12 protein-coding genes are annotated in these 14,211 nt (G+C 67.5%); 7 read left to right on the top strand and 5 right to left on the bottom strand.

All coding sequences use genetic code 11. The features are described from left to right. Positions 1–85: 85 nt before the first annotated feature. The 7 genes from uvrA (at position 86) to BLU84_RS14150 (ending at position 9,356) form a co-directional block, all read left to right on the top strand. Positions 86–2,722 carry an excinuclease ABC subunit UvrA gene (uvrA, locus tag BLU84_RS14180; RefSeq protein WP_074868251.1) on the top strand — a complete coding sequence of 879 codons (2,637 nt, stop codon included), beginning with the start codon at positions 86–88 and terminating at the stop codon, positions 2,720–2,722. 91 nt (positions 2,723–2,813) lie between these two features. Beyond that, positions 2,814–3,428 carry an NAD(P)H-dependent oxidoreductase gene (locus BLU84_RS14175; RefSeq protein WP_074868247.1) on the top strand — a complete coding sequence of 205 codons (615 nt, stop codon included), beginning with the start codon at positions 2,814–2,816 and terminating at the stop codon, positions 3,426–3,428. A gap of 216 nt (positions 3,429–3,644) precedes the next feature. Beyond that, complete coding sequence (locus tag BLU84_RS14170) at positions 3,645–4,922, top strand: MFS transporter (RefSeq protein ID WP_074868243.1); 1,278 nt, start codon at positions 3,645–3,647, stop codon at positions 4,920–4,922. A gap of 510 nt (positions 4,923–5,432) precedes the next feature. Then, complete coding sequence (locus tag BLU84_RS14165; protein WP_233431142.1) at positions 5,433–6,269, top strand: hydroxypyruvate isomerase family protein; 837 nt, start codon at positions 5,433–5,435, stop codon at positions 6,267–6,269. 26 nt (positions 6,270–6,295) lie between these two features. Then, on the top strand, positions 6,296–7,981 hold the full coding sequence (locus BLU84_RS14160; RefSeq protein ID WP_074868237.1) for a GMC oxidoreductase: 1,686 nt from the start codon (positions 6,296–6,298) through the stop codon (positions 7,979–7,981). Further along, complete coding sequence (locus BLU84_RS14155; protein WP_074868234.1) at positions 7,981–8,556, top strand: gluconate 2-dehydrogenase subunit 3 family protein; 576 nt, start codon at positions 7,981–7,983, stop codon at positions 8,554–8,556. Before BLU84_RS14160 ends, BLU84_RS14155 begins: the two co-directional genes overlap by 1 nt. A 41-nt stretch (positions 8,557–8,597) precedes the next feature. Next, the gene (locus BLU84_RS14150) at positions 8,598–9,356 is read left to right on the top strand and encodes a 3-keto-disaccharide hydrolase (RefSeq protein ID WP_074868231.1); all 759 of its coding nucleotides are present in this window, start codon (positions 8,598–8,600) and stop codon (positions 9,354–9,356) included. 34 nt (positions 9,357–9,390) lie between these two features. On the opposite strand, the gene BLU84_RS14145 is transcribed toward BLU84_RS14150, so the two are convergent. From BLU84_RS14145 to BLU84_RS14125, 5 genes are all read right to left on the bottom strand, one after another. Beyond that, positions 9,391–9,690: a c-type cytochrome gene (locus tag BLU84_RS14145; protein WP_074868227.1), complete on the bottom strand. Its 300-nt coding sequence runs from the start codon at positions 9,688–9,690 to the stop codon at positions 9,391–9,393. A 15-nt stretch (positions 9,691–9,705) separates the two neighbouring features. After that, positions 9,706–10,563 (bottom strand): sugar phosphate isomerase/epimerase family protein, encoded by an 858-nt coding sequence (locus BLU84_RS14140; protein WP_074868224.1) that lies wholly within the window; start codon positions 10,561–10,563, stop codon positions 9,706–9,708. A gap of 87 nt (positions 10,564–10,650) precedes the next feature. Next, positions 10,651–11,805, bottom strand: coding sequence for a Gfo/Idh/MocA family protein (locus BLU84_RS14135; protein WP_074868221.1), 1,155 nt, complete (start codon positions 11,803–11,805; stop codon positions 10,651–10,653). After that, positions 11,802–13,034 (bottom strand): MFS transporter, encoded by a 1,233-nt coding sequence (locus BLU84_RS14130; RefSeq protein WP_074868218.1) that lies wholly within the window; start codon positions 13,032–13,034, stop codon positions 11,802–11,804. Before BLU84_RS14130 ends, BLU84_RS14135 begins: the two co-directional genes overlap by 4 nt. Before the next feature lie 56 nt (positions 13,035–13,090). After that, positions 13,091–14,143, bottom strand: a complete 1,053-nt coding sequence (locus BLU84_RS14125) for a sugar phosphate isomerase/epimerase family protein (RefSeq protein ID WP_074868215.1) — start codon at positions 14,141–14,143, stop codon at positions 13,091–13,093. Positions 14,144–14,211: the final 68 nt, after the last annotated feature.

The following is a 14,211-nucleotide window of genomic DNA, read 5'->3' as shown; positions in this document are numbered from 1 at the left end:
GCGTCCGGGACGCGCCAGGCGCGATGATGGCGACGCCGACGCGATTGGGTTCACACTGTGCGCCCCCGATACCGCACCACCGCTCATGGCCACCCGTTCCCCCTCCCCGCAGCCATTCCACGACAGCGCCTTCGTCCGCGTGCGCGGCGCTCGCGAGCACAACCTCAAGGACGTCGACGTCGCCATCCCGCGCGACGCGTTCGTGGTGTTCTCCGGCGTGTCCGGCTCGGGAAAATCCTCGCTCGCCTTCGGCACCTTGTTCGCCGAGGCGCAGCGGCGCTATCTCGAATCGCTGTCGCCGTATGCGCGCCGCCTGATCGACCAGGTCGGCGTGCCCGACGTCGACGAGATCCAGGGGCTGCCGCCGGCGGTGGCGCTGCAACAACAGCGCGGCACGCCCAACGTCCGCTCCACGGTCGGCAGCGTCACCACGCTGTCGAGCCTGCTGCGCATGCTGTATTCGCGCGCCGGCACCTACCCGGCGCAGCAGCCGATGCTGTACGCCGAGGATTTCTCGCCGAACACGCCGCAAGGCGCATGTCCGAACTGTCACGGCCTGGGCTTCGTCTACGAAGTCACCGAGCGCTCGATGGTGCCCGACCCGTCGCTGAGCATCCGCGACCGCGCGATCGCCTCGTGGCCGCCGGCCTGGCACGGGCAGAACCTGCGCGACATCCTGGTGACGCTGGGCTACGACGTCGACATTCCCTGGCGCGATCTGCCGAAGAAAGACCGCGACTGGATCCTCTACACCGAAGAACAGCCCGTCGCACCCGTCTATGCCGGCATGACCCCGGCGCAGACCCGCGCCGCGCTGCGGCGCAAGGCCGAGCCCAGCTACATGGGCACCTTCACCGGCGCCCGCCGCTATGTGCTGCACACCTTCGCCACCACCCAAAGCGCGCTGATGAAGAAGCGCGTCGCGCGCTTCATGACCGGCGCCGCCTGCCCAGTGTGCGACGGCCGCCGGCTTAAACCCGAGGCCTTGTCGGTGACCTTCGCCGGCCTCGACATCGGCAGCCTGTCGCGGCTGTCTTTGAACGCGATCGCGCAAACGCTGGCGCCGGCCGCAGCCGGACGTTTCGATGCGCCGGCGGCCGGCGCCACCCGCAGCCGCGCCGCCAGCCGCAGCGACACCGTGCGCCGCGTCGCCCGCGGCGGCTCGGCCCACGCCGGCGGCACCGACGTGCGCCGCACCCCGGACCTGTCGCAGGAAAAACGCATCGCCGCGCAGCGCATCGCCCACGATCTGGTCGAGCGCATCGCCGCGCTGCAGGCGCTGGGCCTGGGTTATCTGGCGCTGGATCGGACCACGCCGACGCTGTCGCCCGGCGAACTGCAGCGCCTGCGCCTGGCCACCCAGATCCGTTCCAACCTGTTCGGCGTGGTGTACGTGCTCGACGAACCCTCCGCCGGCCTGCATCCGGCCGACAGCGAGGCGCTGCATCGCGCGCTGGACCAGCTCAAGGGCACCGGCAATTCGGTGTTCGTGGTCGAGCACGACCTGGACATGATGCGGCGCGCGGACTGGATCGTCGATGTCGGCCCCGGCGCCGGCCAGGAAGGCGGCGAAGTGCTGTACAGCGGCCCGCCCGACGGCTTGCGCGCAGTCGCGGCCTCGCAGACCGCGCGTTATTTGTTCGCCGAACAGCGCCGCGCGCGCGACCACGCGCGGCGCACGCCGGCCGGTTGGCTGGAACTGCACGGCGTGCACCGCAACAACCTGCACGGCGTCGACGCGCGCATTCCGCTGGGCGTGCTGACCGCGGTCACCGGCGTGTCCGGCTCGGGCAAGTCGAGCCTGATCAGCCAGGCCTTGATCGAACTGATGGGCGCGCATCTGGGCCACGAACCCGAGGCCGAACCGGACGACGACGGCCCGCCTCAGCCCGGCGAACTGCGCACCACCTCGGGCCGGCTCGGCCGCGGCGCCGACACGATCAAGCGCCTGGTCAACGTCGACCAGAAACCCATCGGCCGCACCCCGCGCTCGAACCTGGCGACCTACACCGGGTTGTTCGACCCGGTGCGCAAGCTGTTCGCGCAGACCCCGCTGGCCAAGTCGCGCCGCTACGACGCCGGGCGGTTCTCGTTCAACGTCGCCAAAGGCCGCTGCGCGACCTGCGAAGGCGAAGGTTTCGTCCAGGTCGAACTGCTGTTCATGCCGACCGTGTACGCGCCGTGCCCGACCTGCCACGGCCGCCGCTACAACGAGAAAACCCTGGAAGTGACCTGGCGCGAGCGCAACATCGCCGAGGTCCTGGCGATGACCGTCGCCGAAGCGCTGGCCTTCTTCCACGACGAAGACAGCATCGCCCGGCCGCTGACGGTGTTGCGCGACATCGGCCTGGGCTATCTGCGCCTGGGCCAGCCGGCCACCGAACTGTCGGGCGGCGAAGCGCAGCGGATCAAGCTCGCCACCGAACTGCACCGCAGCCAGCGCGGCCATACCTTGTACGTGCTCGACGAACCGACCACCGGCCTGCATGCCGCCGACGTCGACAAGCTGATGGCGCAGTTGCATGGCCTGGTCGATGGCGGCCACACGGTGGTGGTGATCGAGCACGAGATGCGGGTGGTGGCCGACAGCGACTGGGTCATCGACCTCGGCCCGGGCGCGGGCGAGGAGGGCGGCTCGATCGTTGCGGCCGGCACGCCTGAAGATGTCGCGCGCGCCAAGCCGAGCCGGACCGCGCCTTACCTCAAGCGCGCGTTGGCCTAGACCGCGTCTGTGCATCGCCGCAGGCAGCGCGGCTGCGTCCGCGGCCCTGATAGGCTAGCGCGCACGCGTTCCAACCGCTTCGGGAATATCCATGCTCGCGCTCTCGATCGTCGCCCATCCCAGCCCGACCAGCTTCAGCCACGCGATGGCGGCGCAGGCCGGCGCCGTGCTTCGCGCAACCGGATTCGCGGTTCGCGAACACGACCTTTACGCCGAAGGCTTCAACCCCGTCCAACCCGTCGTGGAGGCCTTGAACACCGCTTCGGACGACGAACTCGTCGAACGGCATTGCGCCGAACTGCAGCAGGCCGACCTGATCCTGGTGTTCCACCCCAACTGGTGGAGCCAGCCTCCGGCGATCCTGAAAGGCTGGATCGACCGCGTGTTCCGCCTGAACACCGCGTATGCCTATCCCGAAGGCGCGGGCCCGGACGGCGTACCGATCGGATTGCTCAAGGCGCGCGAGGCCTTCGTGTTCAACACCTCCAACACCCCGGTCGAACGCGAGCGCGACGTATTCGGCGATCCGCTCGAGCGGATGTGGAAGACCAGCGTGTTCGGCCTGTGCGGCGTGGCCACGGTGACCCGGCGGATGTACGGGCCGATGGCGGCGAGCGGGGCGGAGGATCGGGAGCGATGGATTGGGGAAGTCGGGGCGCTGGTCGGCGCGGCGGCCCGGTCGTTTCGTGAGCGCAGTGCGCCGTAACGCAAGCGCTTCGACGTAGCGGATCGCGAATCCGCTGCGGTCGAGATCTCGCTATCGATACCGGGCGCCAAGCCGCCTGTTCCTTCGACCGACGCGGATACCAAGCCGCGGCTCCGCGTCGATCGGCCGCCGCCGCATGCTAACGTGCATGCAACCGCTGTTTTAAAGGGGTAAACCCCTCGTGATGCGCGCACCGTCACAGTTGGTCGAGCCGCGATGAGCGCCGCAGCGCGGGACGCGAACGCCGTGTCCAGGCGGTCGATGGCCATTGCGGCGTTCTCCACGGTGGTGGAGTGGTACGACTTCACCCTGTATCTCTACTTCGCGACGACCCTGTCGCGGGTGTTCTTCGGAACGGACTCGACTTCGTTGTTGCTCACCCTGGGCACGTTCGCCGTCGCGTACCTGATGCGCCCACTGGGCGCGGTGTTTTTCGGGCAGTTGGGCGACCGTTACGGCCGCCGCTCGATGATGCTGGTGTCGATCGGCTTGATGACGACGGCGACGTTGTTGACGGCGCTGTTGCCGACCCGGGAAGACATCGGCCCCTGGGCCGGGATCGCGCTGATGGGCCTGCGCTGCGTCATGGGCTTTGCGGTCGGCGGCGAGTACACCGGCGTAGTCGCCTATCTCATGGAAGGCGCGCCCGCAGCCAAGCGCGGACTGGTGACCTCGCTGGCCGCCGCAGCGAGCGAGGTCGGCGCCTTGTTGGCGGTCGGCGCCGCGGCGCTGGTGGTGAATCTGTTGCCGCCGTCGGATCTCGATGCGTGGGGATGGCGCTTGCCGTTCTTGTTCGGCGCGGCCATGGCCATGATGGTATGGATCTTCCGCACCGCCATGCAGGAGTCGCCGGACTTCCTGCGGCAACAGCGCGAGCGCAGCGTGCCCCGCGCGCCGCTCGCGTTCGTACTCAAGCACCACCGTGCGGGCATCGCGCGCGGCTTCGCGATCTCCGCGCTCGGCTCGGTCACCTATTACGTCGGCATCGCTTACGTGCCGACGTTCGTCGTGTCAGTGAACGCAGCCTCCGAAGCGGCGGCCCTGAATCTGGCGGTGTGGGCGGCGCTGGTGGTGATCCTGGTGACGCCTGTGGCCGGCGCTGCGTCCGACCGGTTCGGGCGGCGCCCGGTGCTGCTGGCGCTGTGCCTGGGCAGCGCGCTGCTGCCCATCTTGTTGTTCGATCTGATGGCCGGAACATCGGGCGCATCCGCCTGGTTGGGCGCGGCGGTGCTGGCCGGCGTCGCCGGCGGGGTCAGCGCCGTGGGCGCGGTGACGACCGCCGAACAGTTTTCCGGCGAAGGCAGGCTCAGCGGACTGGCGCTGGGCGCGACTGCCGCGACCGCACTGTTCGGCGGGCTGACGCCGGTGCTGGCCGAATACTGGGTCGGCTTGAGCGGGTGGCCGCCGTTGCCGGGCGTGATGATCGCAGCGGTCGCGCTGGCGGTGCTGCCGGTTATCTTGCGGATGCCCGAAACGGCGCCCGCGACGCGCTGAGCGGTATGCCGCCGAGGGAGGTAGGTTTTGAACCGCCCATCCGTTCGCTACGTCTCTCCGACAAAACTTGGAGAACGGGCAACGAATCGAACAACTTTATTGCCTTGGCTAAACAGGCGGCCGCATTGGCGTAAACCGCGATGAGGATGATCTTTCACAGTCATCGCTGCATGAACTTCATCGGAAAATCATCGAACGGTTGCGCGCTCGCGGGAGCGGACGAACCACCGCGACCGTTGTGCCGTGCAACATAAAATCTCGCATCGCCCCGTTATTGCGCAATCGATTGCATCCCGGCAGTTTTTGCGGTTTCATGCGGGCTGCAAGGCTCAGGGGCGGTGTGATATCCGCTCGATCGATTCGATGCACCGAGCGGGCGGTGCGCATCCGTCGCGGGGACGATGCTTCGAAAGATTTGTCCGAGCCACCTTTCGGTTATGGCGTCAGGAAGGGTAGATGAGCTTTATGAATCCGAAGATCAGCAGGCGAAACGCGATCCGTGCCGCGGCCATGGCCGGCCTGGGACTCACCGCGGCCGCAGTCGCGCCCGCAATGGCCGCCGCCGCGCCGCCCGAGGGCAAGCTCAAGGGCCGGCTGAAGCAATCCGTCGCCCGCTGGACGTTCCCGAAGCAATCGGTCGCCCAGCTGTGCCAGACGGTGAAGGACATCGGCTTTTCCGCTATCGACCTGGTCGGCCCCGAAGACTGGCCGACCCTGAAGGCGCACGGCGTGTTCAGTTCGATGTGCAACGGCGCCGAGCTCGGCCTGACCAAAGGCTTCGCCGCCACCGAGTTCCACGATGAACTGGTGCAGCGCTACACCCGCCATATCGACCTGGTCGCCGATGCCGGCTACCGCAACCTCATCTGCTTTTCCGGCAACCGCAACGGCATGGATCCGCAGCAGGGGCTGGCCAACGCCGAGGCCGGGATCAAGCGCATTCTCGGCCATGCCGAAAAGCGCGGCGTGGTGCTGGTGATGGAACTGCTCAATTCCAGGGTGGACCACCCCGACTATCTGTGCGATCGCTCCGCGTGGGGCGTCGAACTGTGCCAGCGGATCGGGTCGGATCATTTCGGCCTGCTCTACGACATCTACCACATGCAGATCATGGAAGGCGACATCATCGCCAGCATCCGCAAGCACCACGCGTTCTTCAAGCACTACCACACCGCGGGCGTGCCCGGCCGCAACGAGATCGGCGCGGACCAGGAACTCAACTATCCCGCCATCTGCCGCGCGATCCGCGACACCGGCTTTACGGGTTACCTCGCGCAGGAATTCTCGCCTACGGCGCCCGATCCCGTCGCTTCGCTGCGCGAGGCGATACGCCTGTGCGACGTCTGAAGCCGATATCCACCTGAGGACACCTCATGGCAGACAATCATTACGACGCGATCGTGGTCGGATCGGGCATCAGCGGCGGCTGGGCGGCCAAGGAGCTAACCGAGCGAGGGCTCAAGGTGCTGATGCTGGAACGCGGCCGCAACATCGAGCACGTCAAGGGCTACGTCAACGCGATGAAGGAAGCGTGGGACTACCCGCACCGCACCTGGGCCACCCAGGAGATGAAAGCGGCGTTCCCGGTGCTCAAGCGCGACTACCCGCTGGCCGAAGACACGATGGGGATGTGGGCCGACGAGCAGGATTGCCCATACACGGAAACCAAGCGCTTCGACTGGTTCCGCGGCTATCACGTCGGCGGCCGTTCGCTGATGTGGGGCCGGCAGAGCTATCGCCTGTCGGACCTGGATTTCGAGGCGAACCTCAAGGAAGGCATCGCCACCGACTGGCCGATCCGTTACGCCGACATCGCGCCCTGGTACGACCACGTCGAGAAGTTCGCCGGCATCGCCGGCACCGTCGAGGGGCTGGACGTGCTGCCCGACGGCCAGTTCCTGCCGCCGATTCCGCTGAACGTCGTCGAGAAAGACGTGGCGGCGCGGATAAAGAAGGCGTTCGGCGGCACCCGCCACCTGATCCACTCGCGCACCGCCAACATCACCCAGCCCAAGCCCGAGCAGGGCCGGGTCAATTGCCAATACCGCAACAAGTGCATCCTGGGCTGTCCGTTCGGCGCCTATTTCTCGACCCAATCGGCGACGCTGCCGGCGGCGATGAAGACCGGCAACCTGACCCTGCGCCCGTTCTCGATCGTCAAGGAAGTGCTTTACGACAAGGACCGCAAGCGCGCGCGCGGGGTCGAGATCATCGATGCCGAGAACGGCCAGACGTATCAGTACACCGCCAAGCTCGTCTTCATCAACGCATCGGCCTTCAACTCGACCTGGCTGCTGATGAACTCGGCCACCGATGTCTGGCACGGCGGGCTGGGCTCGTCCTCGGGCGAGCTGGGGCACAACGTCATGGACCATCATTTCCGCGTCGGCGCGTCCGGCACGGTCGAAGGTTATGAAGACAAGTACTACTTCGGCCGCCGCCCGTGCGGTTTCTACATTCCGCGGTTCCGCAACCTGGGCAAGGAAAAGCGCGATTATGTGCGCGGCTTCGGCTACCAGGGCTCGGCCAGCCGCACCGGTTGGTCGCGCGACATCGCCGAGCTCAGCATCGGCGCCGACCTGAAGGACGCGCTGAGCGTCCCGGGCGACTGGGTGATCGGCATGACCGGGTTCGGCGAGATGCTGCCGCATCACGACAACAAGATCGGCCTGGATCCGCAGCGCAAGGACAAGTGGGGGCTGCCGGTGCTGGCAATGGACGTGAGCCTGCGCAAGAACGAACTGGCCATGCGCAAGGACATGGGCGCGGACGCGGCCGAAATGCTGGAAGCAGCCGGGGTCAAGAACGTCAAGGTGCACGAGAACGACTACGCCCCGGGCATGGCCATCCACGAGATGGGCACGGCGCGCATGGGGCGCGACCGCAAGCATTCGGTGCTCAACATGCACAATCAGGTCTGGGATGCGCCGAACGTCTATGTGACCGACGGAGCCTGCATGACCTCCAGCGCGTGCGTGAATCCGTCGCTGACCTACATGGCGCTGACCGCGCGCGCGGCGGACCATGCCGTGCGCGAACTCAAGGCGGGGAACCTGTGATGGAACGTCGCGAGCTGTTGAAGATGATCGCCGCCGCCACCGGCGCGGCCATGATCGGCGTGCCGGCCTTCGTCTTCGGGCAGGCGCCGGTCCCGAGCGGAAACAGCGCGTTCTCCGAGGCCGACGTGGCCAAGCTCGACGAAATCGCCGACACCATCCTGCCGCGGACCAAGACGCCGGGCGCGAAGGACGCGGGCACGGGATTGTTCATTGCGACATTCGTGAGCGATTGCTACACCCCGGAGTACCAGGCGATCTTCCGCGCAGGCCTGGCCGACCTCGACCAACGCGCGGGCGGCCGCTTCGTGTCGCTGTCCGCGCAGGCGCGCACCGAACTGCTGCGTGCGCTCGATGCCGAAGCCGGGCAGCGGATCAACTCGATGGCGATCGCCACCGGCGGCGACAACCGGAAGGCGCTGAAGCCGCATTACTTCACCATGATCAAGCAGCTCGTGCTGTTCGGATTTTTCACGTCCAAGGCCGGGTCGACCCAGGCGCTGCGCTACGTCGCCGTGCCGGGCCGCTACGACGGCGATGCGGCTTACGTGCCGGGCACGCCCGCTTGGGCCACCTGATGATGCGCCGACGCAATCGCGCCGCTGTTCGTGGAGGAACGATGGGCAAGCCGATTCTGATCGAAGCGATCCTGGTATCGCTGGGCCTGTTGGCCGCAGGCTCCGCAGTCGCGCAGACGCCGGTCGATGCGCAGCGCGATCCGGCCAGGACCGAAGTCTGGAAGCCGGTTCCCGCGGTGGTGGCCACGCCCAAGGACGCCGCGCCCTCCGACGCGGTGGTGCTGTTCGACGGCAAGGACCTCTCGGCCTGGGAAGCGGAGCAGGGCGGCAACGCCCCGTGGAGCGTCGCCGGCGGCGCGGTCACGGTGGTGCCGGGCAGCAAGGGCATCCGCACCAAGCAGCGCTTCTGCGACATCCAGCTGCATATCGAATGGCGCACCCCGGCCAAGACCCAGGGCTTCGACGGCCAGCACCGCGGCAACAGCGGGATTTTCCTGCAGGAGCTGTACGAACTGCAGGTGCTCGACAGCTACGGCAATCCGACCTATGCCAACGGCCAGGCGGCGTCGATCTACAAGCAGGCGATCCCGCTGGTCAACGCCTCGCGCGCGCCGGGCCAGTGGCAGGCGTACGACGTGATCTGGAAGGCGCCGCGCTTCTCGCAAGGCGGCGGCCTGGTTTCGCCCGCGCGCATCACCGTGCTGCACAACGGCGTGCTCGTGCAGGACGACACCGTTGTGTCGGGCAAGACCGAATACATCGGCGCGCCGTCCTATTCGCCCCACGGCTGCGCGCCGATCTACTTGCAGGATCACGACGCCAAGGTCAGCTACCGCAACATCTGGGTGCGCGAGTTGTAAGCGGCGTGCGCGGCGCGGGCCGCCGCGCCTGCGCCTACTGTTTCAGGAAGACAGCAATGTCTTCGAGATCCTTCTCGGACAATTGCCCGAACGGCGGCATCAGCCCGCCGCCGGTCTTGATCCGTTCCTTGATCTTCTTCGCGTCGAGCCGCTTGCCCACGCCGGTCAGGGCGGGAAAGGTTTCGCCCATGCCTGCGCGGTCGGGGCCGTGGCAGGACGCGCAGTTTGCGGCATAGAGCTTGGCGCCCGCCGCGGCATCCTGGGCGGCAACAGGCGCGGCCGCGAACGCGGCGGCGAACAAGGGCAGGGTGGCGATCCGGAGCGATTTCGACATGGACGTTCTCCGCGATCAGCGGCCCGCGCCTGCGGGCAGGTGTTCGTTGAGGTAGGCCGCGCCGGTCGAGATGACGGCAGCGGGGTCGCGCGGTTGATCGTGCTCGATGATGTACCAACGCACGCCTGCACGTGCGGCGGCGGGAAGGATCTTGTTCCAGTCCAGCACGCCTTGGCCCAGCGCGGCGAAACCGTCTTCGTCCTTTGCCTGGTCGGGCGGCGCGTTGTCCTTGGCGTGCACGGCGAACACGCGTCCGCGGAACTTGCCGAGCAAGGCCGCCGGGTCGTGGCCGGCGCGCGCGATCCAGGCCAGGTCGAGTTCGGCCTGCAGTTGCGGGCCGGCGCCTTCGAACATGAGCTCCAGTCCGGTCTTGCCGCCGAAATCGACGATCTCGAAATCGTGGTTGTGGTAGGCGAGCGTCATGCCCTTGGCCCGGACTTTCTTCGAGATCTTGCCCAGCTCCTTGCCCAGCGCGGTCCAGCCGGCGGCGTCGGTCGGGCGCTCTTCTTGCGGGAGGTAGGGCACCACCAGCGTGGTGTTGCCGATCGCCTTGTTGAACGCCACCACGCCGTCGAGATCGCTGCGCAGGTTGGCCAGTTGCGCGTGGGTCGAGATCGCCTTGATCGAATACTTGTCCAGCAGCTGCTTGAGCGTCTTCGCCGAGACGTCCTGCGTGCCGACGGTCTCCACCGCGCGGATGCCGGCGTCGTGCACGATCTTCAACTGCTGCTCGAGCGAGGCGACGTTGCGCAGCGTGTACATCTGCACCGCGATGGGCCGCAGCTGAGATTTTGCCTGTTGCGCGAAAGCGGGCGTAGCGGTCAGGAACAGAAGTGCGGCGGCCGCAAGGCTGCGCGCAATGGCGATCGTCATGGTGTCCTCCCGGGAGTTCGATGGCTGCGGGCGAGGCGATGGCCCGGGTATGCGAGGGCCAGGGTCTCGTCGTGGCGGATGTTGGGGTCAGGCGGAGCGGCGCTCCTCGTCGTGCGCCTGGCCGATGGCGGTCCAGGTGCGCGTGCGGGCCGATGCGATTACGCGGTCGACGATCAACGCCGAGCGCAGCCCGTCGTCGAAGGTCGGCAGCCCGTCCGGCGCTTCGGCGTCGATGGCGCGATAGGTGTCTGCGACGAAGGCATCGAAGCAATGGCCGTAGCCCTGCGCGTGGCCGACCGGCAGCACCGACAGCCTGCGTTGCTCCGCGCTTCCTGCCGCCGGGCCGCGCACGAAGATCTCTTCGCGCTGGTCGGGCAGGCCGATCCAGAGCCGTTCGCTGTCTTCCTGGTCGAATGCGACGCTGGCCCGGGCGCCGTCGATCTCGAACCACAGGCGGTTGCGACGCCCGGCCGACACCTGGCTGACGGTCAAGGTGGCCAAGGTGCCGCCGGCGGTCTTGAACAGGGCCGCGGCGACGTCTTCGCTGGAGACGGCCTGCATCGCACCGTCGGCGGCCGGCCGGGCGTAGCTCTGGCCGGCGGCGACGCTGCGCTGCGCGATCACGGTTTCGAAGGCGGCGCTGACTTCGGCGAATCGCTCGCCGCTGACCCATTCCACCAGGTCGCACCAGTGCGAGCCGATATCGGCGAACACGCGCGAGGCGCCGCCCAACGCCGGATCGACGCGCCAGTTGTTGCTGGCCGGATCCAGCAGCCAGTCCTGCAGGTAGCTGCCGTGAATCAGGCGCAGCGGCCCCAGCTCGCCCTCGGCGATGCGCGCACGCGCTTCGCGCACGACCGGGTGATAGCGATAGACGAACGGCACCGTGGCCACGAGCCCGCTGCTCGCGGCCAGCGCCGCCAGGGCCCGGGCGTCTTGCAGCGTCGTCGCCAGCGGCTTTTCGCAGATCACGTGCTTGCCGGCTTCAAGCGCGGCCTGCGCCATCGCCCGATGCAGATGGTTGGGCGTGCAGATATGCACGACCTGCACCTGCGGGTCGGCGAGCGCTTCTTCGATATCGCGATAGGCGCGCGGCAAGTTCCAGGCAGATGCCACCTCGCGCGCGCGTTCCGGCGAGGACGCGCTCACACCTACGATGCGCGCGCCCGCCAGGATCGCCGCGCGGCGATGCACGTTGCCGATCATGCCGGTGCCGACGATGGCGACTCCCAACTGGCTCATCGCTGTGCGTCCTCAGTGGGGGAGGGGGCTGAAACGCCGGCCGGCCGCTCGCGGAACAACAACAGGAACGCCACCAGCACGACCGCGGCGACGCCGGCCGGGAACAGCCAGATCTGCTGCCAGTCGCGGCCGGCCGCCGTGGTGTAATGCTCCACGACCGCGCCGGACAGGAAGCTGCCGATCAGCATGCCGACGCCGTACGTCGCCAGGGTGATGAAGCCTTGCGCGCTGCTGCGGAACGCCGGCCCGGCGTGGGCATCGGTATAGATCTGACCGGTGACGAAGAAGAAGTCGTAGCAGATGCCATGCAGCACGATACCGGTCACCAGCAGCGCGAACCCGGCGCCCGCATCGCCGTAGGCGAACAGGACGTAGCGCAGGACCCACGCCGCCATGCCCAGCGCCAGCATGGTCTTGACCCCGAGCCGCGCGAACAGGAACGGCATGGCCAGCATCAGCAGCACTTCCGACACCTGGCCGAGCGACTGCAATCCCGCCGCGCCGCGCACGCCGAGGTCGTTGAGATAGGGGTTGGTGAAGTTGTAGTAGAACGACAGCGGGATGCAGATCGCGATCGAGGCCAGGAAGAACACCAGATAGGAACGCGACTTCAACAGGCGCAGCGCGTCCAGCCCCAGGATCTGGCCGAGCCCGGCGTTGCGTTGCCGCTCCAGCGGCGGCGTGTCGGGCAGGGTCAGCGCATACAGGCCGAGCAGCAGCGAAGCCGCCGCGGCCATCTTGAAGGTCAGATCGAGCCGGTGCGCCTGTTCCCAGCCGAGCCAGCCGATCAGCACGCCGGCGACGATCCAGCCGATGCTGCCGGCCACGCGCACCGGCGGGAACTGCTTTTCGGGCGTGTGCATGTGCCGCATCGCGATGCTGTTGGCCAGCGCCAGCGTCGGCATGAACAACAGCATGTAGGCCATGACGCAGGCCGAGAACGCGCCGAAGCTGGTCGCCGCGGAGGCGCCCCACATCAGCGCCGCGCCGGCCAGATGCAGCAACGCCAGGATGCGCTGCGCGGCGAAGTAGCGGTCGGCGACCAGCCCGACCAGGAACGGCGCGACGATGGCGCCGATGGACTGGCTCAGGAACGCCGTCGCCACCTGGCTCGCGCTCGCCTGCAGCGGCCCCTGCACCAGGTAGGTGCCCAGGGTGACGAACCAAGCCCCCCAGATGAAGAACTGAAGAAACATCATCGCGCTCAGGCGCGGCATGGTGAACGTCATGGCTTCCCCTTGCTCTTGGCGTCAGGCTCGTTGGCGTCAGGCTGGCTGGCGTGCGATCAAATCCCCAACATGCGCCGCATCGTGTCCGCACTGGCGCCGCTGTCGGCGAAGTCGTCGAAGGCGCGCTCGGTGACGCGGATGAGGTGGTCGCGGATGAAGGCGGCCCCCTCGCGCGCGCCGTCTTCCGGATGCTTCAGGCAGCACTCCCACTCCAGCACCGCCCAGCCCGGGAAATCGTACTGGGCCAGCTTGGAGAAGATCGCCTTGAAATCGATCTGGCCATCGCCGAGCGAGCGGAACCGTCCGGCGCGATCGATCCAGTTCTGATAGCCGCCATACACGCCGCTGCGCGCATCGCTGCGGTACTCGGCGTCCTTGACGTGGAAGATGCCGATGCGCTCGTGATAGCGGTCGATGAAGCCCAGGTAGTCCATCTGTTGCAGCAGCAAGTGGCTGGGGTCGTACAGGATCTTCGCGCGCGGATGCTGGTCGACGGTTTCCAGGAAACGCTCGAAGGTCGCGCCGTCGTGCAGGTCTTCGCCCGGATGGATCTCGTAGCACACGTCCACGCCGCAGGCGTCGAACGCGTCCAGGATAGGGCGCCAGCGGCGGCCGAGCTCGCTGAAGGCTTCTTCCACCAATCCGGGCGGCCGTTGCGGCCAAGGGTAGAAATACGGCCAGGCCAGCGCACCGGAAAAGGTCGCGTGCGCGGTCAGCCCCAGACGCTGGCTGGCTTGCGCGGCCAGCAGCAACTGCTCGACGGCCCAGGCCTGGCGGGCGGGCGGATCGCCGCGCTTTTCCGGCGGGGCGAAACCGTCGAACAAGATGTCGTAGGCTGGATGCACCGCGACCAGTTGGCCCTGCAAATGCGTGGACAGCTCGGTGATGCGGATGCCGTGGCGGGCGAGAGTGGCGGCGACCTCGTCGCAATAGGCCTGGCTGCGCGCGGCTTCGGCGAGATCGAAGATGTGCGGCGCGTTGGTCGGGACTTGTACGCCACAATAGCCCAAGCCGGCGGCCCATTCGGCCAGCGTGTCCAACCGATCGAACGGAGGCTTGTCACCGATGAACTGGGCGAGGAACAGCGCTGGACCCTTGAGCGTTTTCATGGAAATCCGCCTGATGCAATCGATTGCAATCCTAGCACGGGGTCGCCAGGATGATCGTTGTGCAACGC

Origin of the sequence: Lysobacter enzymogenes, assembly GCF_900106525.1 — a bacterium.
GTDB classification, from domain to species: domain Bacteria; phylum Pseudomonadota; class Gammaproteobacteria; order Xanthomonadales; family Xanthomonadaceae; genus Lysobacter; species Lysobacter enzymogenes.
The sequence above is the reverse complement of the archived record's forward strand: the minus strand, read 5'-3'. Positions and strand labels throughout refer to the sequence as shown.

What these genes read in the sequence shown, in the direction of transcription:
- uvrA (WP_074868251.1), top strand. Translation starts at nt 86, where the DNA reads ATGGCCACCCGTTCCCCCTCCCCGCAGCCATTCCACGACAGCGCCTTC.
- BLU84_RS14175 (WP_074868247.1), top strand. Translation starts at nt 2,814, where the DNA reads ATGCTCGCGCTCTCGATCGTCGCCCATCCCAGCCCGACCAGCTTCAGC.
- BLU84_RS14170 (WP_074868243.1), top strand. Translation starts at nt 3,645, where the DNA reads ATGAGCGCCGCAGCGCGGGACGCGAACGCCGTGTCCAGGCGGTCGATG.
- BLU84_RS14165 (WP_233431142.1), top strand. Translation starts at nt 5,433, where the DNA reads ATGGCCGGCCTGGGACTCACCGCGGCCGCAGTCGCGCCCGCAATGGCC.
- BLU84_RS14160 (WP_074868237.1), top strand. Translation starts at nt 6,296, where the DNA reads ATGGCAGACAATCATTACGACGCGATCGTGGTCGGATCGGGCATCAGC.
- BLU84_RS14155 (WP_074868234.1), top strand. Translation starts at nt 7,981, where the DNA reads ATGGAACGTCGCGAGCTGTTGAAGATGATCGCCGCCGCCACCGGCGCG.
- BLU84_RS14150 (WP_074868231.1), top strand. Translation starts at nt 8,598, where the DNA reads ATGGGCAAGCCGATTCTGATCGAAGCGATCCTGGTATCGCTGGGCCTG.
- BLU84_RS14145 (WP_074868227.1), bottom strand. Translation starts at nt 9,690, where the DNA reads ATGTCGAAATCGCTCCGGATCGCCACCCTGCCCTTGTTCGCCGCCGCG.
- BLU84_RS14140 (WP_074868224.1), bottom strand. Translation starts at nt 10,563, where the DNA reads ATGACGATCGCCATTGCGCGCAGCCTTGCGGCCGCCGCACTTCTGTTC.
- BLU84_RS14135 (WP_074868221.1), bottom strand. Translation starts at nt 11,805, where the DNA reads ATGAGCCAGTTGGGAGTCGCCATCGTCGGCACCGGCATGATCGGCAAC.
- BLU84_RS14130 (WP_074868218.1), bottom strand. Translation starts at nt 13,034, where the DNA reads ATGACGTTCACCATGCCGCGCCTGAGCGCGATGATGTTTCTTCAGTTC.
- BLU84_RS14125 (WP_074868215.1), bottom strand. Translation starts at nt 14,143, where the DNA reads ATGAAAACGCTCAAGGGTCCAGCGCTGTTCCTCGCCCAGTTCATCGGT.